Annotated in this window: 24 protein-coding genes; 10 read left to right on the top strand and 14 right to left on the bottom strand. The window is 68.8% G+C overall.

The features are described 5' to 3' along the window. Positions 1-40 precede the first annotated feature (40 nt). Positions 41-919: a ribokinase gene (locus A5624_RS14000; RefSeq protein WP_066867088.1), complete on the top strand. Its 879-nt coding sequence runs from the start codon at positions 41-43 to the stop codon at positions 917-919. Here the strand turns inward: A5624_RS14000 and A5624_RS13995 are convergent. Further along, positions 916-1,728 (bottom strand): GntR family transcriptional regulator, encoded by an 813-nt coding sequence (locus A5624_RS13995; protein ID WP_066867137.1) that lies wholly within the window; start codon positions 1,726-1,728, stop codon positions 916-918. The genes A5624_RS14000 and A5624_RS13995 overlap by 4 nt on opposite strands. A gap of 87 nt (positions 1,729-1,815) precedes the next feature. Between A5624_RS13995 and A5624_RS13990 the strand changes: the two genes are divergently transcribed. The 6 genes from A5624_RS13990 (at position 1,816) to A5624_RS13965 (ending at position 7,009) form a co-directional block, all read left to right on the top strand. Further along, positions 1,816-3,246, top strand: a complete 1,431-nt coding sequence (locus A5624_RS13990) for an MmgE/PrpD family protein (protein WP_066867086.1) — start codon at positions 1,816-1,818, stop codon at positions 3,244-3,246. 10 nt (positions 3,247-3,256) lie between these two features. Next, positions 3,257-4,144, top strand: coding sequence for an oxaloacetate decarboxylase (locus tag A5624_RS13985; protein WP_066867084.1), 888 nt, complete (start codon positions 3,257-3,259; stop codon positions 4,142-4,144). Further along, on the top strand, positions 4,135-5,382 hold the full coding sequence (locus tag A5624_RS13980; RefSeq protein WP_066867082.1) for an aconitase/3-isopropylmalate dehydratase large subunit family protein: 1,248 nt from the start codon (positions 4,135-4,137) through the stop codon (positions 5,380-5,382). The genes A5624_RS13985 and A5624_RS13980 overlap by 10 nt, the downstream gene beginning before the upstream one ends. Next, on the top strand, positions 5,379-5,939 hold the full coding sequence (locus A5624_RS13975) for a 3-isopropylmalate dehydratase (protein WP_066867080.1): 561 nt from the start codon (positions 5,379-5,381) through the stop codon (positions 5,937-5,939). Before A5624_RS13980 ends, A5624_RS13975 begins: the two co-directional genes overlap by 4 nt. Continuing rightward, complete coding sequence (locus tag A5624_RS13970; protein WP_066867077.1) at positions 5,936-6,484, top strand: YbhB/YbcL family Raf kinase inhibitor-like protein; 549 nt, start codon at positions 5,936-5,938, stop codon at positions 6,482-6,484. The genes A5624_RS13975 and A5624_RS13970 overlap by 4 nt, the downstream gene beginning before the upstream one ends. Positions 6,485-6,601: 117 nt before the next feature. Further along, positions 6,602-7,009: a hypothetical protein gene (locus tag A5624_RS13965; RefSeq protein WP_066867075.1), complete on the top strand. Its 408-nt coding sequence runs from the start codon at positions 6,602-6,604 to the stop codon at positions 7,007-7,009. 53 nt (positions 7,010-7,062) lie between these two features. Here the strand turns inward: A5624_RS13965 and A5624_RS13960 are convergent, their stop codons facing one another. Continuing rightward, positions 7,063-9,105, bottom strand: a complete 2,043-nt coding sequence (locus A5624_RS13960) for an NAD(+) synthase (protein WP_066867072.1) — start codon at positions 9,103-9,105, stop codon at positions 7,063-7,065. Between the two features lie 59 nt (positions 9,106-9,164). On the opposite strand from A5624_RS13960, the gene A5624_RS13955 reads away from it, so the two are divergent. Both A5624_RS13955 and A5624_RS13950 read left to right on the top strand, forming a co-directional pair. Next, positions 9,165-9,704, top strand: a complete 540-nt coding sequence (locus A5624_RS13955; RefSeq protein ID WP_066867070.1) for a cysteine hydrolase family protein — start codon at positions 9,165-9,167, stop codon at positions 9,702-9,704. Positions 9,705-9,723: 19 nt separating this feature from the next. Next, a complete protein-coding gene (locus A5624_RS13950) occupies positions 9,724-10,572 on the top strand; it encodes an NAD-dependent protein deacetylase (RefSeq protein ID WP_066867135.1) in 849 nt (282 codons plus the stop codon). On the opposite strand, the gene A5624_RS13945 is transcribed toward A5624_RS13950, so the two are convergent. Further along, positions 10,569-11,846: a cytochrome P450 gene (locus A5624_RS13945; protein ID WP_066867068.1), complete on the bottom strand. Its 1,278-nt coding sequence runs from the start codon at positions 11,844-11,846 to the stop codon at positions 10,569-10,571. The two genes, A5624_RS13950 and A5624_RS13945, sit on opposite strands and share 4 nt — an antisense overlap. A 106-nt stretch (positions 11,847-11,952) precedes the next feature. Here A5624_RS13945 and A5624_RS13940 point away from each other — a divergent pair, with 106 nt between their 5' ends. Then, positions 11,953-12,603 carry a TetR/AcrR family transcriptional regulator gene (locus tag A5624_RS13940; RefSeq protein WP_066867067.1) on the top strand — a complete coding sequence of 217 codons (651 nt, stop codon included), beginning with the start codon at positions 11,953-11,955 and terminating at the stop codon, positions 12,601-12,603. 86 nt (positions 12,604-12,689) lie between these two features. Here A5624_RS13940 and proB read toward each other — a convergent pair whose 3' ends face one another. From proB to A5624_RS27440, 11 genes are all read right to left on the bottom strand, one after another. Next, positions 12,690-13,793: a glutamate 5-kinase gene (gene proB, locus A5624_RS13935; RefSeq protein ID WP_066867065.1), complete on the bottom strand. Its 1,104-nt coding sequence runs from the start codon at positions 13,791-13,793 to the stop codon at positions 12,690-12,692. Continuing rightward, complete coding sequence (gene obgE / locus A5624_RS13930) at positions 13,790-15,289, bottom strand: GTPase ObgE (protein WP_066867063.1); 1,500 nt, start codon at positions 15,287-15,289, stop codon at positions 13,790-13,792. Before obgE ends, proB begins: the two co-directional genes overlap by 4 nt. Positions 15,290-15,350: 61 nt before the next feature. Beyond that, positions 15,351-15,617: a 50S ribosomal protein L27 gene (rpmA, locus tag A5624_RS13925; RefSeq protein ID WP_008255217.1), complete on the bottom strand. Its 267-nt coding sequence runs from the start codon at positions 15,615-15,617 to the stop codon at positions 15,351-15,353. Positions 15,618-15,631: 14 nt separating this feature from the next. Continuing rightward, a complete protein-coding gene (gene rplU / locus A5624_RS13920; protein WP_007769829.1) occupies positions 15,632-15,943 on the bottom strand; it encodes a 50S ribosomal protein L21 in 312 nt (103 codons plus the stop codon). Between the two features lie 204 nt (positions 15,944-16,147). Then, the gene (locus tag A5624_RS13915) at positions 16,148-18,997 is read right to left on the bottom strand and encodes an Rne/Rng family ribonuclease (RefSeq protein WP_066867061.1); all 2,850 of its coding nucleotides are present in this window, start codon (positions 18,995-18,997) and stop codon (positions 16,148-16,150) included. Between the two features lie 344 nt (positions 18,998-19,341). Further along, on the bottom strand, positions 19,342-19,752 hold the full coding sequence (gene ndk, locus A5624_RS13910) for a nucleoside-diphosphate kinase (RefSeq protein ID WP_066867059.1): 411 nt from the start codon (positions 19,750-19,752) through the stop codon (positions 19,342-19,344). Between the two features lie 74 nt (positions 19,753-19,826). After that, positions 19,827-20,207 (bottom strand): DUF4233 domain-containing protein, encoded by a 381-nt coding sequence (locus A5624_RS13905; protein ID WP_066867057.1) that lies wholly within the window; start codon positions 20,205-20,207, stop codon positions 19,827-19,829. Next, positions 20,204-21,655: a folylpolyglutamate synthase/dihydrofolate synthase family protein gene (locus A5624_RS13900; RefSeq protein WP_066867055.1), complete on the bottom strand. Its 1,452-nt coding sequence runs from the start codon at positions 21,653-21,655 to the stop codon at positions 20,204-20,206. The genes A5624_RS13905 and A5624_RS13900 overlap by 4 nt, the downstream gene beginning before the upstream one ends. A gap of 7 nt (positions 21,656-21,662) precedes the next feature. Then, positions 21,663-24,323 (bottom strand): valine--tRNA ligase, encoded by a 2,661-nt coding sequence (locus A5624_RS13895; RefSeq protein ID WP_066867053.1) that lies wholly within the window; start codon positions 24,321-24,323, stop codon positions 21,663-21,665. Between the two features lie 63 nt (positions 24,324-24,386). Further along, positions 24,387-25,643 carry a trans-acting enoyl reductase family protein gene (locus A5624_RS13890; protein ID WP_066867051.1) on the bottom strand — a complete coding sequence of 419 codons (1,257 nt, stop codon included), beginning with the start codon at positions 25,641-25,643 and terminating at the stop codon, positions 24,387-24,389. Positions 25,644-25,752: 109 nt separating this feature from the next. Then, positions 25,753-26,140: transglycosylase family protein (locus A5624_RS27440; RefSeq protein WP_304441842.1), on the bottom strand; the 388-nt coding region annotated here is incomplete at its 5' end.

Genomic DNA, 26,140 nt, shown 5'->3' with positions numbered 1-26,140 from the left:
CGGTGTGCTTTGGCATCCCGGCCCGACTAACGTCGGCGGCATGACACGCGTTTGTGTAGTGGGCAGCGTGAATCTCGATCTGTCGTTGGGCGTGGACGCCCTTCCACGGCCTGGCGAAACGGTTTTGGCGTCGTCGTTGACGCACACCCCCGGCGGCAAGGGGGGCAATCAGGCGGTGGCGGCGGCGCGCGCGGGCGCGACGGTGCAGTTCGTCGGAGCGCTCGGCGATGACGCGGCCGCGGGCCGACTGCGCTCGCACCTCGAGGCCAACGGCGTCGGGCTCGACGGGGCCGTCGAAATCCCCGGACCCAGCGGCACGGCCATCGTGGTGGTCGACGCCAACGCCGAGAACACGATCGTGGTGGCGCCGGGCGCCAACGGTCGCTTCACGCTCAGCGACGAGCGTGCCCGCTCGGTCGTCGGCGACTGCGATGTGATGTTGACCCAGCTCGAGATTCCGGTGCCCACGGCCGTCGCGGCCGCGCACCACGCGCGCTCGGCCGGAGCGGTCGTCGTCGTGAACGCTTCGCCGGCCGGCCAGGATCCCGGCTCGTTGGGTGACTTGGCGGCCGCGGCGGACGTGGTGATCACCAACGAAGAGGAGGCCGACGAATGGCCCTGGCGCCCAGAACATTTGGTCGTGACGCTGGGCGCGCACGGCGCCCGTTACGTTGGCGCGGACGGCGAATACACGGTACCGGCCCCGACGGTGGCCGCGGTGGACACCGCCGGAGCCGGTGACGTGTTCGCCGGCGTCCTGGCCGCGAATTGGCCACCCAACCCCGGCTCGGCGGATCAGCGGCGACTGGCGTTGCAGCGAGCCTGCGCAGCGGGTGCGCTGGCGACCCTTGTCGCCGGCGCCGGTGATTGCGCGCCGGACGCCCAGGCGATCGACAAGGCGCTGCGGGGCGCGTCCTAGCCGCTGCGCCCGCCGACATCGTGGGCGATTCGCAGGCCGTCGCCGGTTTCGAGCTCGTCGGCGGACTGGCTGAGCAGCACACGACTTCGGCTCGGCGACAGTAGGCCCGACAGGTAGTGATGCGGTGCGTCGGCCGCGTACACGAGGCGGTTGACCCGCAACACGGCGGCGCCGATCGGCATGTCGAGCAGGTGCGCGTTGCGCGGACCCGCGATTTCGGCCGTGATCTCGTGCCGCACCCGGTTCACCGTGACTGCATTGTCGGACAACAGCTCGTAGAGCGGCGCGCGCCGCAACGCCGCCTCGGTCAGCACCGGGGCCAGCTCCGGGGGCAGCCAAGCGTCGGTCACCAGCAACGGCTCACCGGTCCTGCGTTGCCGCCGCACCCGCACGATGTGCAGCAGATCGCCGCCGCGCCGCAGGGTTTCGGCGACCACCCGTGGGGGCGGCCGGGTGCCCAGTTCGACGACCTCGACCTCGGTTTCGAATTGGGTCTGACGCAGTTCTTGCAGGTATGAGCGACTCGCGGGCACGTCGGCCGGATCATGTTGGCGCACAAAAGAACCCACACCCTGCCTGCGCTCGATGTAGCCCTGTTCGGCAAGGTCGGCCAGCGCGCGGCGCACGGTGATGCGGGAGACCCCGAACTGATCGCACAGCGTCTGCTCGGTAGGCAACGCCTCGCCGGGGGCGATGACCCCGCGGTCGATCTCGTCGTGCAGCACCAGGAACAGCTGCCGGTGCAACGGCACACCGGCGGCCGCGGACACCGGGCCGGCCTTGTCGCTGCGCTGCTGCACGGTGCCCAATGCTTCCACACCGCCTCCCTTGCGCGACCGCATTAGTTGTTATAGACATATAACAACTCACACGTCTACTAGCCCGAGGGGGTCGCGATGACCGCGGTGCAGCAGCGGGCCGCCACCGATCCGGCCGGACCGACCGGGCGCCTGGCCACCTGGGTCGCCGATCTCACGCTCGACGACGTCCCGCCCACCGTCGTCGAGCGCGCCAAACACCTCCTGCTCGACGGCGTCGGCTGCGCCCTGGTGGGCGCCCAATTACCGTGGTCGCGCGTCGCCACCGACGCCGTGCTGGGTCTGGAGGGATCCGGCGACAGCGTCGTGATCGGCACCGGACAGCGGACCAGCGCGCCCGCGGCCGCGGTGCTCAACGGCACGTTCATCCAGGGTTTCGAACTCGACGATTTCCATCCGCTGGCCCCGCTGCACAGCTGCTCGCTGCTCATCCCGGCGCTGCTGTCGACGGCGTCGACACGCCCGGTGCCGACGACCGGGGCCGACCTGGCACTGGCGGCCATCGTCGGGTTCGAGGTGGGTCCGCGCGTCGGCTACACCCTGCACGGCACCCAAATGCTGGACCGCGGATGGCATTCGGGACCCGTCTTCGGCACCCATTCGGCGGCAATGGCGTCCGGCAAATTGCGCGGCCTGCCACCGGCGCAGCTGGAGGACGCCCTGGGTTTGGCCGCAACCCAGTCGGCGGGTTTGATGGCCGCTCAATACGAAGCGATGAGCAAACGCATGCACCACGGCCTGGCCGCCCGCAACGGCTTCTACGCTGCGGGTCTGGCGGCCGGCGGTTACACCGGAATCAAGCGGGTGTTCGAGCGCGAATACGGCGGCTTCCTCAGCGTTTTCGGTGAGGGCCACAACCCGGATGCCGCGGCGCTGACCGGCGAGCTCGGCCAGCGCTGGGAGACCACCGTCATCATGGTCAAATCCTATGCGGCGATGGGTGGGCTGCACGGCGCCATCGACGCCGCCCGGGAATTGCGGAATTCGATTGCACCGGAAGATATCTCGTCGGTCGACATCACCGTCGGGGAGACCGTGTACAAGCATGGGTGGTGGCAGCCGCAGCGCCCGCTCCCCCCGATCGGGGCCCAGATGAACATCGGATACGCCACCGCGGCCGCGCTGCTCGACGGCAACGTGCTGCCCGAACAGTTCACCCCCGCGCGCCTTGATGCCGACGACATCTGGTCACTGATCGCGGCCACCACGGTGCACCTCGACGAATCGCTGGCCGACGCCGGCATCACCGAGAAGTTCCGCACCGACCTCGCGGTGACCACCCGGGATGGAACCGTGCGCCGCGCGCGCGTCGCCCTGCCGCACGGCGCGCCCGACGATCCGGTCACCAACGACGAACTGGTGGCCAAGTTCCACGCCCTGGCCGACCGGGTCACCAGTCGCGGCCGCGCCGCGGCGATCGAGCGCGCGGTGACCGGGCTCGACGACCTGACCGACATCAACGACCTCATCGATGTGCTCGCCGGCCCCGTCGCGGGCGCACTGGACTGAAAGGACTCGGATGGCGACAACACCGGCCCGCTCTCGGCTCAAAGAATTGTTGAACAAGCGCGAATTGATCGTCGCGCCGGGCGTTTTCGACGGAATATCGGCACACCTGACCAGACGGACCGGACACGTCGCGGCATATCTGACCGGCGCCGGTGTGGCCGCGTCGGGATTCGGACTGCCCGACATCGGCCTGGTCACCGCGACGGAAATGGCCGATCGGGTCGCGATGGTCACCGACGCCCTGGGCGACGTGCCCCTGATCGCCGACGCCGATACCGGCTATGGCGGACCCATGAACGTGGTGCGCACCGTCCGTTCCTACGACGCGGCCGGGGTGGCCGCCATCCAGTTGGAGGACCAGGTATTTCCCAAACGCTGCGGGCACCTGCCGGACAAGCAGGTCGTCGACGCGACGGTGTTCGAACGGACGCTGGCGGCCGCACTGGATGCCAGATCCGACGACAACCTGCTGGTGGTGGCCCGCACCGACGCGCGCGGCCCACTCGGGCTGGACGCCGCGATCGAGCGCGCCAACCGGTACGCACAAGCCGGGGCCGACATCATTTTCGTCGAGGCGCCGCAGGACGTCGGCGAAATCGAGCGCATCGCAGCCGAAGTGGACGCCCCCCTGCTGATCAACCTGGTGCTCGGCGGCCTCACACCGTTGCAGTCGGCGTCGCGCCTGCAGGAGTTGGGTTACGCGATCGCCATCCATCCGAGCAATCTGTTGATGCAGACGACGTTCGCCATGCTGCAGAGCCTGTGCGAACTCAACGGCACCGACCTCGCCACCCAGCTGCCGAGCTCCCCGGAAGACTTCTTCAACCTGGTGGGCATGGCGCAATGGCGGGCGCTCGACGACAAGTACGCACAGATCGGGGACCGCTCATGGGCATGACCGTCATCGAAAAGATCTTCGCCCGCAAGGCCGGGTTGGACTCGGTGGCCCCGGGTGACACCGTCGTGGTCGACGTGGACATGACCGTCCTGATCGACCTGCAGTTCGGCACCATGTGGATACAGCCCAACCGAATTCACGATCCCGACAAGCTCGCGGTGATCATGGATCACGCCGTGCCCGCCCCGACCATCAAGGACGCCGAGGGCGGTCAGCACGCCCGCAGATTCGTCGCCGACTTCGGCATCGAGCGCTTCTACGACGTCGGCCGCCACGGCATCTGCCATCAGGTGATCGCCGAGAACGGCTTGGCGCGCCCGGGAGAACTGTTGGCCTGCACCGACTCTCATACCTGTGCGGCCGGCGCGTACAACACCGCCGCCCGTGGCCTGGGTCCCGCCGAGATCTATTCGATCATGTGCACCGGCTCCACGTGGTTCCAGGTCGCGCCGACGATCCGCTACGAATTCGACGGCGCCAAGCCGGACGTGGTGAGCGGCAAGGACATCTTCCTGCACATCGCCAACGAGTACGGCGATGCGCCCAATCAGAACCTCGAATTCGGCGGGCCCGGCCTGGCCGGCATCCCGATGCACGACCGGCGGACCATCGCGACGCAGGGCGCCGAGGTGTCGGCCGATTTCAGCACATTCGAGCCCGACGATGTGTTGGCGTCGTTCCTCGCCGAACGCGGCGTCACCGGATTCGAGGCCGTCTCACCGGATTCCGATGCCGCCTATCAGGACGTGCGGCGAGTGGACCTGGCGGCGCTGGAACCGTACGTGGCGCGGCCGGGCACCGTCAGCCGCAACGGATCGCCGGTATCACGATTGGGCAGACAGAAAATCGATCAGGCCTTCATCGGTTCCTGCGCCAACGGACAACTCGAGGACCTGCAGATCGCCGCGCAGGTGTTGCGCGGCAAGACCGTTGCGCCGGGCGTGCGGCTGCTGATCACGCCCGCGTCCCAGGCCGTGTACCGCGAGGCCATGCGTCGCGGCTACCTTCAGGACCTCGCCGACGCCGGCGCCGTCGTCACCAACTCCACCTGCGGCGCCTGCTTCGGCTACCACATGGGTGTGGTGGGGCCGGGCGAGGTCTGCATCACGGCCAGCACCCGTAACTTCACCGGGCGCATGGGCAGCAACGAGGCCGAAATCTTTATGGCCTCCCCGGCCACCGTCGCCGCATCCGCGGTCACCGGCTACATCAGCGACCCGAGGAGTGTGACCGCATGACACTGCGCTTCAGCGGCAAGGTATGGGTGTTCGGCGACAACCTGAACACCGACGCCATGTATCCGGCGTTCGCCATGAAGATGGATCCGGCCGAGGCCGCCAAGCACATCTTCTACGAGGTGCGGCCCGGCTGGACCGACGACGTCTCCCCCGGCGATATCGTGTTGGCCGGCAAGAACTTCGGGCTCGGCTCGTCACGCCCCGTGGCGGCGCTGTTCGTCGAACTCGGCGTCGCCGGCCTGGTCGCCGAGGAATTCAACTCGCTGTTCTTCCGCAACGCCGTGAACTCCGGGCTGCCGGCGATCACCGTCCCCGAGGCCACCTCGGCGTTCAGCGACGGCGACACCGGAACCTTCGACCTCGGCGACGGCAGCTGGCACAACGACACCACCGGGGCCGCGGGCACCGTCGCGCGCCTGCCCGACCTGATCCTCGACATCATCGAGAGCGGCGGTGTGCTGCCCCGGCTCGCCCGGCAGGGCTACCTGCCCGCCGAAATGGGCGACCTGCTGCGCTCACCCGCGGTGGCGATGCGCGGCGCGGGCAGCGGCGCGTGATCGAGCGTCTGGGCCGGGCGTTGCGCGGGGTGCGCGCGGGTGCCCGCCGAAGCCCGCTCGCCGGCGGCGCGTTCGAGGCACCCACGACCATCGCCGTAACCAGCACCGCGTTCACCGACGGGGGCGCCATGCCGGCGTCCAGCGCCGGCAAGGGCGTCGGCGACAACGCCTCCCCGCCGTTGCGCTGGGACGCGCTGCCGGGCCGCACCCGCCAGGTCGTGCTCGTCATGGACGACGTCGACGTCCCGCTGCCCCGGCCCCTGTTGCACACCGTCGCGGTGATCGACCCGAGCGTCGGCGGCGTGGCCGCGGGTGCGCTGCAGCCGGGATGCCCGGGAATCCGCTTCCCGCGGGCCGACCTGGGTCACCGCGGCTATGCCGGGCCACGGCCGATCCCCGGCCATGGGCCACACCACTACCGCTTTCAGGTATTCGCGCTCGATGTCACCATTCCGGACGCCGTGACCAACGCCAAGGGGCTGCTGGCCGCGATGCGCGGTCACGTGCTGGCGCGGGGCACGCTGACCGGAACCTACGAGCGCTAGCCACCGATCGCCCCGCTGACCTGCGGTTGGCAGTGTTTGGCAGCGCCCGGCGTCGATCTGGCAGTGGGCTGGGAGCAGCGTCGGTAGCGATCGCAGTCCGCCAGAGGAAGGAACATCATGTCCGCTATCACGCTTGACCGCACCGGTACCCGGGACGGCTTGCTTCGGCTCGCCATGCGCGCCGACGCCGCCATCAGCGGGCTGGTCGGGCTGGCCGGTCTGCCGTTTGCCGGCTGGCTCGCCGACCTCTCGGGCACCACGAAGGCGTTCGAGTACGCCATGGCCGCGTTCTTGATCGCGTACGGCGTGGTGGTGTTCGGGCTGGCCAGCCTGCCATCGGTGCGGCGCGCCGGCATGGGCGTCATCATCGCCAACGTGGCATACACGGTGGCCGCGATCGTTCTGGTGCTCGCGGACGTCTTTCCGTTGACGTCGGCCGGCGTCGTGTTGAACCTGGCGGCCGGCGCTTACACGCTGGTGTTCGCCGAAGTGCAGTACCAGGGGTGGCGGCGCGCCAAGGCGTGAGCGCGAATGCTCGCAGGCCCGCTCGGTGATCCGGGCGGGCCCGTGCGCGCAGGCTAGTCCTTGGGGATTTCGCGTTCGATCTCGTCGAGCCAGATGCGCGCGGACATGTCGGACGGCGCGCGCCAATCCCCCCGCGGCGACAGCGAACCCCCGTGCGACACCTTGGGCCCGTTCGGCAGCGCCGAGCGCTTGAACTGGCTGAACGAATAGAACCGCTGCACGAAGACCTGCAGCCAGTGCCGGATCTCCTTGAGCGTGTAGGACGGCCGCTTGTCCTCGGGGAAGCCGGGGGGCCAGATGCCGTGGTCGGGATCGCTCCAGGCGTGCCAGGCCAAAAAGGCGATCCTGGACGGCCGGAATCCGAAGCGAAGCACATGGAACAATGAAAAGTCCTGCAGCGCAAATGGTCCCACTTTTGCTTCGCTGCTCTGCAGCTCTTCTTCCTCGCCGCTGGGCACCAGCTCCGGGGTGATCTCGGTGTCGAGCACCGACTGGAGCACCTCGCTGACCTCCGGTTCGAACTGCTCGGACGAGATGACCCAGCGGATCAAGTGCTGGACCAGTGTTTTGGGCACGCCGGCGTTGACGTTGTAGTGCGACATCTGGTCGCCCACCCCGTAGGTCGACCAGCCCAGTCCCAACTCGGACAGGTCGCCGGTGCCCAGCACGATGCCGCCACGCTGGTTGGCCAACCGGAACAGGTAGTCGGTGCGCAAACCGGCCTGGACGTTTTCGAAGGTGACGTCGTACACCTTTTCACCGCGCGCGAACGGGTGATCCATCTCCTTGAGCATCAGTTCCGCGCTCTGGCGAATGTCGATCTCCGCGAACGTCACACCCAGCGTGCGGCACAGCTCGGACGCGTTGCGTTTGGTGCGGTCCCCGGTGGCGAAGCCGGGCAGCGTGAACGCCAAAATGTCGCTGCGCGGCCGTTGTTCGCGATCCATCGCGCGGGCGGCCACGATCAGGGCGTGCGTCGAGTCCAGTCCACCGGAGATCCCGATGACCACCTTCGGGAAATCCAGCGCGCGCAGGCGCTGTTCGAGGCCGGCGACCTGGATGTTGTAGCCCTCGAAGCAATCCTGTTCCAGCCGTTGCGGATCGGCGGGGACGAAGGGGAAGCGCTCGATTTCGCGGCGCAGGCCGATGTCCCCGCCGGGTGGGTCCAACCGAAATTCGATGTGCCGATAGGCATCCGTGGTCGTCCGGTGGTGGCGCCGGTTGTCATCGAAGGTGCCCATCCGCAGCCGCTCCGAGCGAAGCAGTTCGACGTCGACGTCGGCGATGCTGCGCCGCTCCCCCTTGGGAAAGCGCTCGGAGGAGGCCAGCATCACGCCGTTTTCGAACACCATGGTTTGGCCGTCCCAGGCCAGATCCGTCGTCGATTCGCCTTCTCCGGCAGCCGAATACACGTAGGCGGCCAGGCAACGCGACGAGGCCGACCGGGCCAGCAGGCAGCGGTCCTCGGCGCGCCCGATCGTGATCGGGCTGCCGGACAGGTTGGCCAGCACCGTCGCACCCGCCAGCGCGGCCTCGGCGCTCGGCGGAATCGGCACGAACATGTCCTCGCAAATCTCCACGTGCAGCACGAAGCCGGGCACGTCGGAAGCCGTGAAGAGCAGGTCGGGACCGAACGGCGCCTCGACGCCGGCCAGCCGGATGGTGCCACGCTCGTCATCGCCGGGTGCGATCTGGCGGCGCTCGTAGAACTCCCGATAGGTGGGCAGGTACGACTTCGGGGCCACCCCCAGCACCGCGCCGCGATGGATCACCACCGCGGCGTTGTAGATCCGGTGCCGATGACGCAGCGGGGCACCGACGACCAACACCGGCAGCAGCTCGGCCGACGCCGCGACGATCTCCTCGATGGCCGTCTCGACGTCGTCGAGCAGCAGGTCTTGCAGCAGGATGTCTTCGATGGAATAGCCGGACAGGGTCAGCTCCGGGAACACGGCCAGCGCGACGGCGTCGTCGTGGCACTCCTGCGCCATCCGCAGGACCGTCTCGGCGTTGGCGGCCGGGTCACCGATGGCGGTGTGGTGGGTGCATGCGGCGACGCGGACGAACCCCTGGCTGTAAGCGTTGTAAAAGTCCATCGCCCTTCCATTGTCGTCGCTGGCGTGTCAACTCGCCGCGGCCGGGTATCCCCGACGACATGAGCGACACTGCTGTCCTGGTAGTCGACATGTTGAACACGTATCAGCATCCCGACGCTGAAAATTTAATACCCAATGTCGAGAAGATCATCGAGCCTTTGACCGATTTGGTCCGCCGGGCCCGTGAAACCGACGACGTCGACTTGGTGTACATCAACGACAACTACGGCGATTTCACCGCCCAGTTCTCCGATATCGTCCGGTCCGCATGCGACGGGGCCAGGCCCGATCTGGTGAAGCCGATCCTGCCGGCCGACGAGTGCCGCGTGATGACCAAGGTGCGGCACAGCGCTTTCTACGCGTCACCCCTGGACTACTTGCTCAACCGGCTGGAGACCAAGCGGGTGATCCTGACCGGCCAGGTCACCGAGCAGTGCATTCTCTACACCGCGCTGGACGCCTACGTGCGCCATTTCCCCGTCGTTATCCCCACCGACGCCGTCGCCGGGATCGACAACGAACTGTGTGAGGCCGCCCTGAAGATGATGGAGCAGAACATGTCCGCCGAGCTCACGACGGCCGCGGACTGCCTGGGCTGAGCCTCGTACTCTGGGTGTGGTGACCGTCGGCTGCGCAGAATCCCCGGAACTGGTCACGCTGTTGGCAGGGCGCCGGATCGCGGTGCTGACGGGCGCGGGCCTGTCCACCGATTCGGGCATCCCCGATTACCGCGGGCCCGATTCGCCGCCGAGCAACCCGATGACCATCCGCCAGTTCACCAGCGATCCGGCGTTTCGGCAGCGGTATTGGGCGCGCAACCACGTCGGTTGGCGCCACATGGCCGACACGCTGCCCAACGCGGGCCACCGGGCGCTGGCCGCGCTTGAGGACGCGTCGGTGGTCACAGGTGTGATCACCCAGAACGTCGATCTGCTGCACTCCAAGGCGGGCAGCCGAAACGTCATCAACCTGCACGGCACCTACGCGCGGGTGATCTGCCTGAGCTGCGGCTCCACCATGGCCCGCGCCGCGCTGGCCGACCGGCTGGAAGAGCTCAACCCCGGATTCATCGAGCGCGCCGAGGCCATCGGTGGGCTGGCGGTGGCGCCCGACGCCGACGCCGTCGTCGCGGACACCGCGTCGTTCCGGTATCTGGATTGCGAGCGCTGCGGCGGCATGCTCAAGCCCGACATCGTCTACTTCGGCGAAAGCGTCCCCAAAGACGTTGTGGCCCAAGCGTATAGGTTGGTCGAGGCGGCGGATGCGCTGCTGGTCGCCGGTTCGTCGCTGACCGTGTTCTCCGGCTACCGGTTTGTGCGTCACGCCGCCGCGCTGGGCATCCCGGTGGCCATCGTCAACCGTGGCGGTACCCGCGGCGACGATCTGGCCAGCGTCAAGGTCGATGGCGGCTGCTCTGAGTTGCTGGCCCTGCTCGCCGACGAGTTAGCGCCCCTGGCAACGCATTAGAAGGTGCACGGCATGCTGCGGATGGCGTGCACGAAGTTGCCCGCCAGGTAGGACGGCTCGCCTGCCGCGATGTCGGGCAGTTGACGGAACAGCTCGCCGAAGATGGCGCGCAGCTGCGCGCGCGCGACGTGGGCACCGAGGCAGAAGTGCAGCCCGCCACCGCCGAAGCCGACGTGGGGGTTGGGGTCGCGGCTAAGGTTCAAGCGCTCCGGGTGGTCGAACGCCTCGGTGTCCCAGTTGCCGGACGGGTAGAACATGACCACCTTCTCCCCCGCCCGGATGGCCTGACCGCCCAGCTCGATATCCGTTGCGGCGGTGCGGCGGAAGGTCATCACCGGCGTCGCCCACCGGATGAACTCCTCGATGGCCGTGCCGATTCGGTTGTCGAAATCCTCGAGCAGCCATGCCTTCTCGCGGGGAAAATCGGTGAGCGCCCGCAGGGTATGACTGATGGTCTGACGGGTGGTGTCGTTGCCCGCCACCGACAGCAGGACGAAGAACGCCGCCACCTCCGCGTCTTCCAGCCGGTCGCCGTCGACTTCGGCGATGACCAGGCTGCTGATCAGGTCGTCACCCGGGTGTTCGCGACGTTCGGTGGCCAGCGTGCCGACGACTTGGTGCAGATACATTTGGTTTTCCAACAGGACCTCCAGCGCCGGGCGTCCGGCGAGGAACTGCGGGTCCGCCCAGGAGACCAGGGCATCGGTGGCGTGCGCCATGCGCTCACGTTCGGATTCCGGAATCCCCATCATGTCCGACAGGGTGCGGATGGGCAGTTCCTTGGCGCAGTGGTCGACGAAATCCGCGCCGCTGCCTGCGGATCGGAGCTCTTCGACGATGGTCTTGGCGTTGGCCTTGATCGAGTCTTCGATGCGGCGGACCTGGCGGGGGCTCAGCGCGGCGTGAGCGAGCTTGCGCAGCTTGGTGTGTCGCGGCGGGTCCATCGCCAGGAACGACTGCGACGCCTCGAGCAGCTCCACCGGGATGCTCTCGAACATCACCCCGTGGCCGGACAGGAAGACGTCGTTGTTGCGGCTCACCGCGACGATGTCGGAGCGCCGGGTGACCGCCCAGAAGCCGGGGTCGGCCGGATCGGGCATCAGCGAATCCTCGACCGGTGGATGCCAGCTCACCGGCCGCTCGGCCCGCAGCACGGCAAAGGAGCGCTCCCGATCGGCCGCGGTGGTGGACCAGAACGCGCGCGAGGACAGATCGATCTCGTCGTAGGCACGGCCGGACTTGTCGGTCCCGGACTTGCCCGTCAGCACGGCCATGGTGGTGATCCTCCGTCTCGTATGACACCGGTCACAGGCTCCCTGCGACGATATGCCTAGACAATCTGTCTAGTCAATATGTCGAGTACTCGGTTATGCTCGGCGCATGCCGTCGCTCACCCGCAAGCCGCAGGGCAACCGCAGCCTGGGCCGCGAGCAGCGGCGCGAGCGGATGGAGCGCCGGCTGCTGGACGCCACCGAACGGCTGATGCGCGACGGCGCGAGCTTCACCGAACTCAGCGTGGATCGGCTCTCCGGTGAGGCCGGCATCTCCCGGGCCAGCTTCTACATCTACTTCGAGGACAAGGGGCATCTGCTGCGCCGGCTTGCGGGCCAGGTATTCGGCGATCTGACCGACGGCGCGCGGAGTTGGTGGAGCGTGGCCGGGCGCCGTGACCCCGAGGACGTGCGGACCGCGATGAGCCGCATCATCGCCACCTACCGGCGCCACCAGGCGGTGCTGGTCGCGCTCAACGAGATGGCCGCCTACGACCCGCTGACGGCGGACACGTATCGCGAACTGCTGACCGGCATCTCCGAGCAGCTCACCCACGTCATCGAAGACGGCCAGGCGGACGGCTCGATCCGCCCGGAGCTGGCCGCGCTCACCACGGCCAGCGCGCTGACGTGGATGGTCGAGCGGGCCTGCCAGCAGAACCTCCCGACCAAGCCCGGCGACTATGACGCCGAACTGGCCGCCACCCTGGCCGAGATCGTCTGGGGCGCACTGTATCTCAAGCCCATCTCGGAGCACTGACCCGACCGCCGCAATTGCGCTAGCACATGCGCTAGTTCGTTCCGGAAGGTCGTCATGGTCCCGAGGCGGTGTCCGCCGGGGACCTCCTACACCGCCACCAAGTCGTCGGCGTGCACCGCGGGCCTGCGCAACTCGCCGGGCAGCTCGGAGGTCGAGCGGCCCATCATGGTGACCAGTTCGGTCGCGTCGTAGGCGACCACACCGCGGGCCACCATCACCCCGTCCGGGTCGCGCAACTCGACCACGTCGCCGGCGTAAAAGCGGCCCGAGACCGCGGTGATCCCGGCGGGCAGCAGCGAGCGACGCTGGCGCACCACCGCGCGCACCGCACCCTCGTCCAGGGTCAGGGCACCGGCAGCCTCGGCGGCGTAACGCACCCAGAACCGCCGGGCCGACATCCGCACCGGGCGTGCCGCGAACACCGTGCCGACCGAAGCGTCAGTGAGCGCGGTCGCGGCGTCGGCGGCGGCTGCCAGCAACACCGGCACACCGGCATCGGCGGCCAGCAGCGCCGACGACATCTTGGAGGTCATGCCGCCGGTGCCCAAATCGCTTCCGGGGCCGGCGATTACACCGATCAGATCCGCGGAGCTGGACACTTCCGCGATGAACCTGGCGCCTTCGGTCTTTCGAGGATCCGCGTCGTAGAGTCCGTCGATGTCGGACAGCAACACCAGCGCCTCGGCGCCGACCAGGTGAGCCACCAGCGCCGAAAGCCGGTCGTTGTCACCGAACCGGATCTCGTTGGTGGCCACCGTGTCGTTCTCGTTGACGATCGCCACCGCATGCAGGGCGCGCAGCCGATCCAGCGTGCGCTGGGCGTTGGTGTGCTGGGCCCGCATCGAGATGTCGTGCGCGCTCAGCAGCACCTGGCCGACCGTGCGGCCATAGCGGGCGAACGCGGCGCTCCACGAATTCACCAGCGCGACCTGACCGACGCTGGCCGCGGCCTGTTTGGTCGCCAAATCCCTTGGCCGACGGGATAATCCGAGCGGCTCGATGCCGGCGGCGATGGCTCCCGACGAGACGATGACGACGTCGGTCCCCGCCTTCATCCGGGCCTCGATCGCGTCGGCGAGCCCGGCCAGCCGGCCCGCGTCGAACACCCCGGCCGGTGTGGTCAGCGCGTTTGTGCCCACCTTGACCACCAGGCTGCGCGCAGTGCGGATGACGTCGCGGTGCGCGGTCACTGCTCCTCACCGCGTACTCTGGTTCTGCGCCGCTCCTCAGCATCGCTGCGCTCTGCATCGTCGCCGGCGCGCCGCTGGCGCCGGGCGGCCTTGCGTTCGGCCGCGCCGACGCGCTCGGTGCGCTCCAGCCTCGTGTCGGTTCCGCGACCGGATAGCGCAACCTGTTGTCCCGCAGGCGTTTGCGGCTCCCAATCGAACGTCATGTCCCCGATGGTCACTGCGCAGCCCGGCCGCGCGCCCAGCCGCAGCAACTCCTCTTCGACGCCGAGGCGCGCCAACCGGTCGGCCAGATATCCCACGGCCTCGTCGTTGTCGAAGTTGGTCTGGCGGATCCAGCGTTCGGGGCGTGCGCCGCTGACCACGAAGGCGCCGGGCTGCTGGGGATCCGGCTGCACACTGAAGCCGCTGTCGTCGACGGGTACCGGCCGGATCACCGGGCGCCGCGGCACGATCTCGGGCTGGGCCGCCTTATAGTCCGAGATGATCTGCCACAGCCCGAATATCAACGGCTGCAGGCCTTCTCGTGCCACGGTCGACACCAGGAACACCGGCCAGCCGCGCTGGGCGATCTCGTCACGGACAAACTCGGCAAGCTCGCGCGCCTCGGGGACGTCGATCTTGTTGAGCACTACAGCGCGGGGCCGCTCGGTCAGATCACCCAGTGCCGCATCCCCTTGCAGGGTGGGCGTATACGCGGCGAGTTCGGCCTCCAGCGCATCGATGTCGGAGATGGGGTCACGGCCGGGATCCGCGGTGGCGCAGTCGACGACGTGCACCAGCACGGCGCACCGCTCGATGTGGCGGAGGAAATCCAGGCCCAGGCCGCGGCCCTGCGATGCACCCGGGATCAGGCCGGGCACGTCGGCGACGGTGAAGGTGTGTTCGCCCGCCGATACCACCCCGAGGTTGGGCACCAGCGTGGTGAACGGATAGTCGGCGATCTTGGGCTTGGCGGCCGAGATCGTGGACACCAGCGAAGATTTGCCGGCCGAGGGAAAACCGATCAGGCCGGCGTCGGCCACGGTCTTGAGTTCCAGCGTCAGGTCGCGGGTCTGGCCCTGCTCGCCCAGCAGCGCAAAGCCGGGAGCCTTGCGGGCCCGCGAGGCGAGTGCGGCGTTGCCCAGCCCGCCGCGTCCACCCGCGGCCGCTTCGAACCGGGTGCCCGCGCCGACCAGGTCGGCGAGCAGCCGACCGTTTTCGTCGAGGACGACGGTGCCGTCGGGCACTTTGACTTCCAGGTCGGCGCCGGCGGCGCCGTCGCGATTGTTGCCCATGCCCTGCTTGCCCGACGGGGCGGTGACGTGGGGGTGGAAATGGAAGTCGAGCAGGGTGTGCACCTGCGGATCGACGACGAACACGATGCTGCCGCCGCGCCCGCCGTTACCGCCGTCGGGGCCTCCGAGCGGCTTGAACTTCTCGCGATGGACGGAGGCGCATCCGTTACCGCCGGCACCGGCACGCGCATGGATGACGACGCGGTCGACGAACCGAGGCATCGTGGGTCCTCTCACCTACCACCGGGCGCCGAAATCACCGGGCTGGGCCCGGAAACACACCTCAGTCGGTGGCTTGCCCGGCGGCCACGATGTTGACGGTCTTGCGGCCGCGCTTGATGCCGAACTCGACGGCGCCGGCCTCCTTGGCGAACAACGTGTCGTCCCCGCCACGCCCGACGCCCACGCCCGGGTGGAACTTGGTGCCGCGCTGCCGGACGATGATCTCGCCCGCCTTGACGACCTGGCCGCCGAATCGCTTCACGCCCAGCCGCTGCGCGGCGGAATCGCGACCGTTGCGCGAGCTGGAAGCGCCCTTCTTGTGTGCCATCTCTGCCGCCTTCGCTACTTGATCCCGGTGACCTTCAGGACCGTCAGCTGCTGACGGTGTCCCTGACGCTTGTGGTAGCCGGTCTTGTTCCTGAACTTGTGGATGCGGATCTTGGGACCCTTGGTGTGCTCGAGCACCTCGCCGGTCACCGCGACCTTGGCCAGCGCGGCCGCGTCGGTGGTCACCTTGGCGCCGTCCACCACCAGGGCAACCGGCAGCGACACGTTCGAGCCGGGCTCGGATTCGAGCTTCTCGACCTTGACGACGTCCCCGACGGCGACCTTGTACTGCTTGCCGCCCGTCTTCACGATTGCGTAGGTCGCCATCGTCGTTCTGCTCCTTCTTCTAGCCGCTGCTCTGCGCGTCGCGCGCCAACCAGCCGCGGTGCACGTGGTGGGTCTGGGTGCGGGCCTGCGCCGATTACCCGGGAGTCCCGCTGCCGCCGGCCGAAGTTTTCCTCGTCCGGCCTGACGACAACTGTCCAAGGGTACGTGACCAGCGGCTACAGGGTCAAACCGGGCATGACCGGCTCAGTCCGCGTGGATCGGCGGGCCGGCCGGCCGGCCCGCAGCGCGCCTGCGTCGGGGTCGAGCCGGTCCGGCCTGTTCGGCCCCACCGGAGAACTGGCCGGCGTCGGTGTCGTCGGAATCGTCATCCTCGGTGTCCAGGTCCTCGTCGTCGTCGTCGAGCTCGAGATCCTCGTCGTCGTCGCCGAGGTCCTCTTCGTCGTCGATGTCCTCGTCGTCGTCGTCGAGGTCGTCGTCGTCCGAGTCCTCGTCGTCGGTGTCTTCGTCGTCCTCGTCGTCCGAGTCCTCGTCCTCGGTGTCCTCGTCGTCGGTGTCCTCGTCGAAGTCCTCTTGGTCGGTGTCCTCGACGCCGCGCGCCGCCTTCTTCTGCTCCAGCTCGTCGGTGGCTTCAGTGGCCTCGTCGGAGTCGTCCTCGGAGTCGCCCTGCGTCGAGGAGCCGGCGGCCATCGCCTTGAACATCGGATGCTCGCCCGGCGCGTGGGCGGGCACCTTGGCCACCACCTGCTCTTCGGCCTTGTTCTTCTTGCGCCTGCCCCGGCGGCCGCCGCCACCGGATTCGGACTTGCGCCCGTTCGACGAGGCCGAGTCCACCGGGTCGGCGTGCAGCAGGATCCCGCGGCCACCGCAATTCGGACACGACGTCGAGAAGGCCTCGATCAGGCCGGTGCCCAACCGCTTGCGGGTCAGCTGGACCAGGCCGAGCGACGTCACCTCGGACACCTGATGGCGGGTGCGGTCGCGGGCCAGCGCCTCGGTCAGCCGGCGCAGCACCAGGTCGCGGTTGGACTCGAGCACCATGTCGATGAAGTCGATGACCACGATGCCGCCGATGTCGCGCAGCCGCAGCTGGCGCACGATCTCCTCGGCCGCCTCGAGGTTGTTCTTGGTGACCGTCTGCTCGAGGTTGCCGCCGGACCCGGTGAACTTGCCGGTGTTGACGTCGACCACCGTCATGGCCTCGGTCCGGTCGATCACCAGCGTGCCGCCCGAGGGCAGCCACACCTTGCGTTCCATCGCCTTGGCGAGTTGCTCGTCGATGCGGTGCACCGCGAACACATCGGGACCGTTCTCGGCGGTTTCGTATTTGTTCAGCTTCGAAACCAGGTCGGGCGCAACCGAATTCACGTAATCGTTGATGGTGGTCCAGGCTTCTTCACCGGACACGATGAGGCCGGCAAAGTCCTCGTTGAACAAGTCGCGGATGACCTTGACCAGCACGTCGGGCTCTTCGTAGAGCGCCACCGCGGCGCCGGCGGCCTTCTCCTTGATCTCAATGGCCTTGGCCTCGATCTGTTGCCAGCGCTCCTGCAGGCGGGTGACGTCGCTGCGGATGTCCTCTTCTTTGACGCCCTCGGACGCCGTGCGAATGATCACACCCGCGTCGGACGGCACCACTTCGCGCAGGATCTCTTTGAGCCGCTGACGTTCGGTGTCGGGCAGCTTGCGGCTGATCCCGGTCGACGACGCCCCCGGCACGTAGACCAGGTAGCGGCCCGCCAGTGACACCTGCGTGGTCAGCCGCGCGCCCTTGTGTCCGACCGGGTCCTTGCTGACCTGGACGACGACGTAGTCGCCCGGTTTGAGCGCCTGTTCGATCTTGCGGTCGGATCCGCCGAGCCCGGCGGCTTCCCAGTTGACCTCACCGGCATAGAGCACACCGTTGCGGCCGCGGCCGATGTCGACGAACGCCGCCTCCATCGACGGCAGCACGTTCTGGACGATGCCCAGGTAGATGTTGCCCACCAGCGAGGCCGACGCGGCCGACGTGACGAAGTGCTCGACGACGATGCCGTCCTCGAGCACCGCGATCTGGGTGTAGCGCGAGCCCTGGTGCGGCGGCTCGGTGCGGACCCGGTCGCGCACGACCATCATCCGCTCGACGGCCTCGCGGCGGGCCAGGAATTCGGCCTCGGTCAACACCGGGGGGCGGCGCCGTCCGGCATCGCGGCCGTCCCGGCGCCGCTGCCGCTTGGCTTCTAGCCGCGTCGAGCCGTTGATGCCCTTGATCTCGTTGTTGGCGCTGGCGGAGTCGTCTCCGCCGCCGCCCTTGCCGTTGCGGGGCGGGCGCTCGTGCACCACGGTGTTCGGCGGATCGTCGGGCGACGAGCCCTCGTCGTTGTCGTCGCCGGATCCGGATTTGCGGCGGCGGCGCCGGCGGCGGCGCCGATTGCCGCCATCCGCCGAGCCGTCGTCACCGTTGTCGGAGTCGTCGGAATCGTCCGAGTCGTCGGTGTCCTGGCCGTCGGAGTCCTCGGCGTCGCCGGAGTCGGGTTGGCCGCCCTTCCTACCCCGCGGTTGGCCCTCGTCGTCGTCGCCGTCGTCGCCCTGGCCGTCGGGTCCGCCCTGCTCACCGCGTCCGCGACCGCGACCGCGGCGGCCGCGGCGGCGCCGCTTGTTCGACGGCCGGTCAGCCTGCTCGTCATCGTCGGAGTCGGCGTCATCCGAGTCGTCGCCATCGTCGTCGCTGCCGGCGTCGTCCTCGCGGGCGTCGATCGGCTGGGGTGCGACGAACAACGGCATGTAATGCGGCCGCTCGGCGGCGGTGTCGGGGGTCTCGAGCAGCAGCCGGGATTCGGGCTCCTCGGCTGCGGCCGCCGGCGCGGGGTCCGCATCTTCCGGGGTTCCGGCGGGCTGTGCGGCCGCCAGCAAGTCTCGCACCCGCACCGCGTCGTCGCGGTCCACGGTGGAATGCGCGCTGCGGATGCGCCCGTCGAGCTCGCTGAGCGCGTCCAGCACCCGCTTGCTGGTGGTTCCCAACGTTCGGGCCAGCGAATGAACTCTCAGGCGGTCCGGCAGTTCCTGCGGCCGAGTCGATTCTTCTGATGGGTCTGCAGTCGGTGCACCGTCTACCACGTATTCTCCTCAAGCCCCCGGGCGCGTCGTTGCGACGCGGCCACGCGAGGGCTTCGCTATGGGCCCGGGTCACTTCTCCCGGACTTGTGATGGTCTCGCCCCGAGCGGCCCAGGATCGCAGACCCACTCGGCGCCGTGCTGAATGACGGCCTGACATGCAGCGAACCAAGGCGACGGGGCTATTGGTCGCGCTTGTCTAAGTCTTCATTCGGGTGTCTGTCGCCGGTCCGGCGACGTTCACCCGAGACCAGTATCCCACATCACGTGGCGGTCCCAGCCACACCTGAGCCAGCCCGCGCCAGCAAAGTCGCTGCGGACCGCGCCGCGGCGCCATCACCGCAGCTCTACGCGTTGGGAAACCAGAGCGCGATTTCCCGCTTCGCGGATTCAGTGGAATCCGACCCGTGCACCAGGTTGAGCTGCGTCTCGAGCCCGAAGTCGCCGCGGATGGTGCCGGGAATCGCCTTTTCCACCGGGTCGGTCCCGCCCGCGAGCTGCCGAAACGCGGCGATCGCGCGGGGCCCCTCCACGATGGCCGCCACCACCGGTCCGGAGGTGATGAACTCCAGCAGCGAGTCGAAGAACGGCTTGCCCTCGTGCTCCGCGTAGTGCTGGGCGGCAAGGTCGCGGCTGACCGCCCGGAGCTCCAGCGCGGTGATGGAGAGGCCTTTGCGCTCGATGCGGCCGACGATCTCCCCCACCAGGTGCCGCTGGACGCCATCGGGCTTGATCAGTACCAATGTCCGTTCGGTCACGGCGGACAGCGTACATAACCGGGCGGCGAAGAGTCGGGCGACGGCGGTCGGGAGGTCATCGCCGGCCCGCGCCGCTAGCCCTGGCGGCGCCGGACCTCGGCCCGGAAGTAGGCGATCAGGGCCCACAGCCCGGTGAACAGCACGCCGATGAACCCCACCCCCGGATAGACCGCGAAGCCGGCCAGCAGGATCGCCTGGACCCCCAGGTTGGCCCAGATCGCCCAGGGTTTGCGCTGCACGCCGGCCATCAGGATCAGCAGCACGGCCAGCCCGATCAGGTAGCTCAGCGACACCGTCGTCAGGCCGCCGCCGACCGCACCCACCACCGGGATCGCCAGCAACACCACGATCGCTTCCAGGATCAGCGTCAACGCCATCACCGCGCCAAAGCTCCGCCACGGGTCGGCCTGCGGCGCCGGGGCCTGCGAGTCAGGGTTCTCGGGGACGTCGGTCATTGCGGATCACGACCGAACAGGGTCCGGGCCGCCCCGGCGGTGACGACCGAGCCGGTGATGACGATGCCGGTACCGGAGAACGCTTCGGCCGGGCCGTCGGTCGCGGCGTCATCTACCAGCGCGGTCGCGACGTCGATGGCGTCGCGCAGGTTCTCGGCGGTGCTCACGCGGTCGGGCCCGAACCGCTCGCGCGCGGCCAGGGCCAGCGATTCGACATCGAGTGCCCGCGGGGATCCGTTGTGCGTGATCACGACGGCGTCGAACACCGGCTGCAGGGCGGCGAGAATGCCGTCGACGTCCTTATCGGCGAGCACGCTGAGCACCCCGACGAGATAGCGGAAGTCGAACTCGTCGGCCAGGGTCTGCGCCAGCGCGGCCGCGCCGGCGGGATTGTGCGCGGCGTCGATGAATACCGTTGGGGCGCTGCGCATCCGCTCGAGCCGGCCGGGGCTGGCGACCGCGGCGAAACCGGCGCGAACCGCGTCGACGTCGAGCTGGCGCTGCGCACCGGCGCCGAAAAACGCCTCGACAGCCGCGAGGGCCAGCACGGCGTTGTGCGCCTGGTGTTCGCCGTGCAGCGGCAGATAGACATCCGAATACACCCCGCCGAGGCCCTGCAGCTGCAGCACCTGCCCGCCGATCGCCACCTGACGGCCCAGCACCGCGAACTCCGAATCCTCGCGGGCCACCGCGGCGTCGGCCTGCACGGTTCGGTCCAACAACACTTCCATCGCCTCGGGCGCCTGACGCGCGATGACGGCCACGGTATCGGGCGCTCCCTCGGGCGCGCGGGTGATGATGCCGGCTTTCTCCCCCGCGATGCCGGCGAGGTCGTCGCCCAGGTATTCGACGTGGTCGATGGAGACCGGGGTGATGACGGCGACCGGGGCGTTGATCACGTTGGTGGCGTCCCAGCGGCCGCCCATCCCCACCTCGACGACCGCGACGTCGACGGGGGCGTCGGCGAATGCGGCGAACGCCATCGCGGTCAACACCTCGAACTTGCTCATCGCCGGCCCACCGTCGGCCTGCGACTGCGCATCGACCATCTGCACGAACGGCTCGATCTCGCGATAGGTCGCCACGTACCGGGCCGGGCTGATCGGCTTGGAGTCGATCGAGATGCGTTCGACCGCCGATTGCAGGTGCGGGCTGGTGGTGCGCCCGGTGCGCCGGTGCAGCGCGGTGATCAGCGCGTCGATCATCCGGGCCACCGAGGTCTTGCCGTTGGTGCCGGCCACGTGGATCGACGGGTAGGCCAGCTGCGGGGAGCCCAGCAGGTCCAGCAACGCGCTGATCCGGGTCAGGCTGGGCTCGATCTTGGTCTCCGGCCAGCGCTGGTCCAGCAGGTGTTCGACCTGTAACAGCGACGCGATCTCGTCGGGGGTGGGGACCGGGTCGGGAAGCTCGGTGGGAACCTCGTCCTGCGGCCACTCGGGCTCGGTCATCGAACGCTCACTGCAGCCCGGCTAGCCGCGCGTTGATCCGCTCGGTCTCCTCCTGGGCCAGGCGCTGACGGTCCCGGATCTTGTCGACGACGTGTTGCGGCGCCTTGCCCAGGAAGTCCTCGTTGGCCAGTTTGGCGGTGGTCGACGCGAGCTCCTTGTGCGCCGCGGCCAGGTCCTTTTCCAGGCGGCGACGTTCGGCGGCGACGTCGATGGTGCCCGAGGTGTCGAGCTCGACGACGACGGTCCCGCGGTGCAGCCGGACCTCCACCGACGCCGACGGTTGGAACTGCGGGCCCGCTGCGGTGAGCCACGCCAGCGAGGTCACCGCGCTCACCTGGGTGCCCAGATCGGATTCGTCGACGTCGGCCATCCGGGCCGGCACCTTCTGCCGGTCCGCCAGCCCTTGGTCGCTGCGGAACCGGCGCACCTCGGTCACCAGCTTTTGCATGTCGGTAATCCGCTGCGCGGCAACCTGATCCAGGCCGATACCGGACGGCTGCGGCCAGTCGGCGATCACCAGCGACTCGTGTTCGGCCTCGTCACCGGTGAGGGCCTGCCACAGGGCCTCGGTGATGAAAGGGATCACCGGGTGCAGCAACCGCAGCAGGGTGTCCAGCGTCGCCGCCAGCACGGCCGTGGTGTGCGTGATCCCTTCGGCCAGTTGGGTTTTGGCCAATTCCACGTACCAGTCGCAGAATTCGTCCCACGCGAAGTGGTAGAGCGCCTCGCAGGCGCGACTGAACTCGTAGCTGTCGAACGCCGAATCAACTTCCGCGCGAACCTCTTCCAGCCGGCCGAGGATCCAGCGGTCGGCGTCGGTGAGTTCGGCCGGCGGCGGCAGCGGGGCCAGCTTGGCGCCGTTGAGCAGCGCGTAGCGGGTGGCGTTGAACAGCTTGGTACAGAAGTTGCGCGACGCCCGGACGTGATCTTCGCCGACCGCGAGGTCACCGCCGGGGCTGGCGCCGCGCGCCAGCGTGAACCGCAGCGCGTCGGCGCCGAACGCGTCCACCCAGTCCAGCGGATCGATGACGTTGCCCTTGGACTTGCTCATCTTGCGGCCGGACTCGTCGCGGATCAGCCCGTGCAGGAAGACATCGGTGAACGGCACCTGCGGGCCGCGGCGGCCGCCCAGGGTGATGGCCTCGTCGTCGCCGACGAAGGTGCCGAACATCATCATCCTGGCCACCCAGAAGAACAAGATGTCGTAACCGGTGACCAGAACGCTTGTGGGATAGAACTTCTCGAGCTCCGGGGTCTTGTCCGGCCAGCCCAACGTGGAGAACGGCCACAGCCCCGAGGAGAACCAGGTATCCAGCACGTCGGGGTCCTGCTCCCAACCCTCCGGCGGGGTCTCGTCGGGACCAACACAACGCTGTTCGCCGTTGGGGCCGTACCAGATCGGAATGCGGTGACCCCACCACAGCTGACGCGAAATGCACCAGTCGTGCATGTCGTCGACCCAGGCGAACCACCGCGGCTCCAGGCTGGCGGGGTGAATCACGGTGTCGCCGTTGCGCACCGCGTCGCCGGCGGCCTTGGCGAGCGATTCCACCCGGACCCACCACTGCAGCGACAGCCGCGGTTCGATCGGCTCGCCGCTGCGCTCGGAGTGTCCGACGCTGTGCAGGTAGGGCCGCTTCTCCTCGGTGATCCGGCCCTGCGCCGCCAGCGCCTCGCGCACCGCGACCCTGGCCTGGAATCGGTCCATGCCGTCGAATTGCGTTCCGGTGCCGGTGATTCGGCCCTTGGTGTCCATGATCGAGATCATCGGCAGCTCATGGCGCAGTCCGATCTCGAAGTCATTGGGGTCGTGCGCGGGAGTGACTTTGACTGCGCCGGTACCGAATTCGGGATCCACGTGTTCGTCGGCCACCACCACGAGCTGACGGTCCACGAACGGGTGCGGCAGGTTGGTGCCGACCAGATGCCGGTAGCGCTCGTCGTCGGGATGCACCGCGATCGCGGTATCGCCGAGCATCGTTTCCATCCGGGTGGTGGCCACCACGATGTGTGGCTGCGAGTCGTCCATCGATCCGTACCGGAACGACACCAGCTCGCCTTCCACCTCCTGGTAGTCGACCTCGATGTCCGAGATGGCTGTCTGCAGCACCGGCGACCAGTTGACCAGCCGTTCGGCCCGATAGATCAGCCCGGCGTCGTAGAGGCGCTTGAAGATCGCCCGGACCGCTCGGGACAGCCCCTCGTCCATGGTGAACCGGTCGCGGCTCCAGTCCACGCCGTCGCCGAGCCGGCGCATCTGGGCACCGATGGCGCCGCCGGACTCCCGCTTCCAGTCCCAGACCTTCTCGATGAACAGCTCTCGGCCGAAGTCCTCTTTGGTCTTGCCGTCGATTGCGAGTTGCTTTTCGACCACGCTCTGCGTCGCGATGCCGGCATGATCCATGCCCGGCTGCCACAGCACCTCGTAGCCCTGCATTCGCTTGCGCCGCGTCAGGGCGTCCATCATGGTGTGCTCGAGCGCGTGGCCCATGTGCAGGCTGCCGGTCACGTTCGGCGGGGGCAGCACGATCGAATACCCGGGCTTGGCGCTGTTCGGGTCCGCCGCGAAGTAACCCGCGCCCACCCACTTCTGATAGATCGCGCTTTCGGCCGCAGCTGGGTCCCACGACTTGGGCAGGTCGGTGGCGGGGCTGCGGCTGGCGGTCACCCGTCAATTCTAGGGAGCGGTGTTTACCCACGTGTAAGCGCCCAAAATGCGTGACCCGGGTCACTAGGCCAGCCGCTCTACCTCCAATGTGACGCCCGCGGCCGGGAAACGGTCCAGCAGTGCGTCGCCCATCGCTGCCGCGGGCGTGAGGACGCCGTGCAGGTCGGGGAGCTTGTCGCGGTCCAGCGCCAGCGCGAGGCCGCACTCCCCCAACAACACCGACGTCGCCTTGTACCCCGGGTCGCCGCGCTGCTCCATGCGCGCCACGAACCGGGCGCCGGTGGTCGTGGTGGTGAACGTCTCGATCCGGTAGTAGCCGCGTTCCCGGGCCTTCTCGCTCGGGCCGGTGCCGGGCTTGGGCACGATGCGCTCCACCAGCCGGCGCGGCAGCAACCGGAAGTAGCGGCTGCCCAGTCCGAAGGTAGCGGCACCCACCCCGCCCACCACAGCGGACGCCACCGGGGCCAGCGGCGACGAGCCCAGGCTCATGCTTTCGCTGTAACGCAACTGGCGGCCGTAGGCCCAGTCCAGCAAGGCGTTGCTGCGCCGCACGATTCGGGTGTTGTACGGCGCCATCAGGAAACCCGCCGTCCACAGGCCGCTCAGCTCCGGCGCGATCCGGCCACCGCGGCGCAGGGGCAGATCGGGCTGGGGGCCGATCTCGGGTTCGGCACTGCGGTCGGTGGTCAGGGTGTACGGATCGGCGAGTCGGCGGCGGGCGTCGGGATCGCGCGAGGCGGTGTCCAGCACTTCCAACATCGAGGCGACGGTGCCCCCGGATATGCCGCCCGAGAAGGAGCGGACCACCAGGTCGGTGTCGACGAGTTCTCCCGCGCCGCCGTCGCGCGCGGCCCGGTAGAGCGCGTACACGCTGAGGTCCGAAGGGACGGAATCGAATCCGCACGCGTGCACGATGCGCGCGCCGGTGTCCGCGGCCTGCTTGTGATACAGGTCGATGCTGTCGCGGACGAACATCGCCTCGCCGGTCAGGTCGGCGTAGTCGGTGCCGGCGCCGGCGCAGGCGGCCACCAGCGGCAACCCATAGCGGGTGTAGGGCCCGACCGTGGTGATGACGACGTGGGTGCGGGCCGCCATCTCATCGAGCGTCGAGGGCGAGGACGCGTCGGCGTTCACAATGGGCCACGACTGCGCCGCTTCGCCCAACGTGTCGCGGATGGCGCGTAGGCGGTCGGCCGATCTGCCGGCCAGTGCTATCCGCTTGTCCGGCGCCGAGCCGCCCAGGTATTCGGCGGTCAGTTTCCCGACGAAGCCCGTCGCCCCATACAGCACAATGTCGAATTCGCGCGGCGTTGCGGTCACGGGCCCGACGCTACCCGACGCTGGGGCCCCAACCCCTGGAGCTAAGAAGTGCCGGGCCCGGTGGCCCGGCACTTCTTATATGTATGTCAACAGTCGCGTGGGCGTCGGCTCAGCCGCGGCGTCCGCAGACCGGCCAAGCGCCGATGCCCTGCGAGTGCAGCACGTTCTCGGCCACCCGGATCTGCTCCTCGCGGCTCGCGCCGGACGGGGAGCCACTGCCACCGTTGGCGTGCCAGGTGCTCGGGGTGAACTGCAGTCCACCGGAGAAGCCGTTACCGGTGCTGATGCCCCAGTTGCCACCCGACTCGCACTGCGCGATGGCATCCCAGTTCACGCTGTAGGCGCGGTGGGCAGGCGGCGGCGGGACATCCGGGCCGGGCGGCGGAGCGTCGGGAGCCGGCGGCGGCGGAGCGTCCGGAGCCGGCGGCGGCGGAGCGTCCGGAGCCGGCGGCGGCGGAGCGTCGGGAGCCGGCGGCGGCGCCCGGGACAGCGCGGGG

It is taken from the genome of Mycobacterium sp. 1482292.6 (assembly GCF_001672995.1).
Lineage (GTDB): Bacteria > Actinomycetota > Actinomycetes > Mycobacteriales > Mycobacteriaceae > Mycobacterium > Mycobacterium europaeum_A.
The sequence above is the reverse complement of the archived record's forward strand: the minus strand, read 5'-3'. Positions and strand labels throughout refer to the sequence as shown.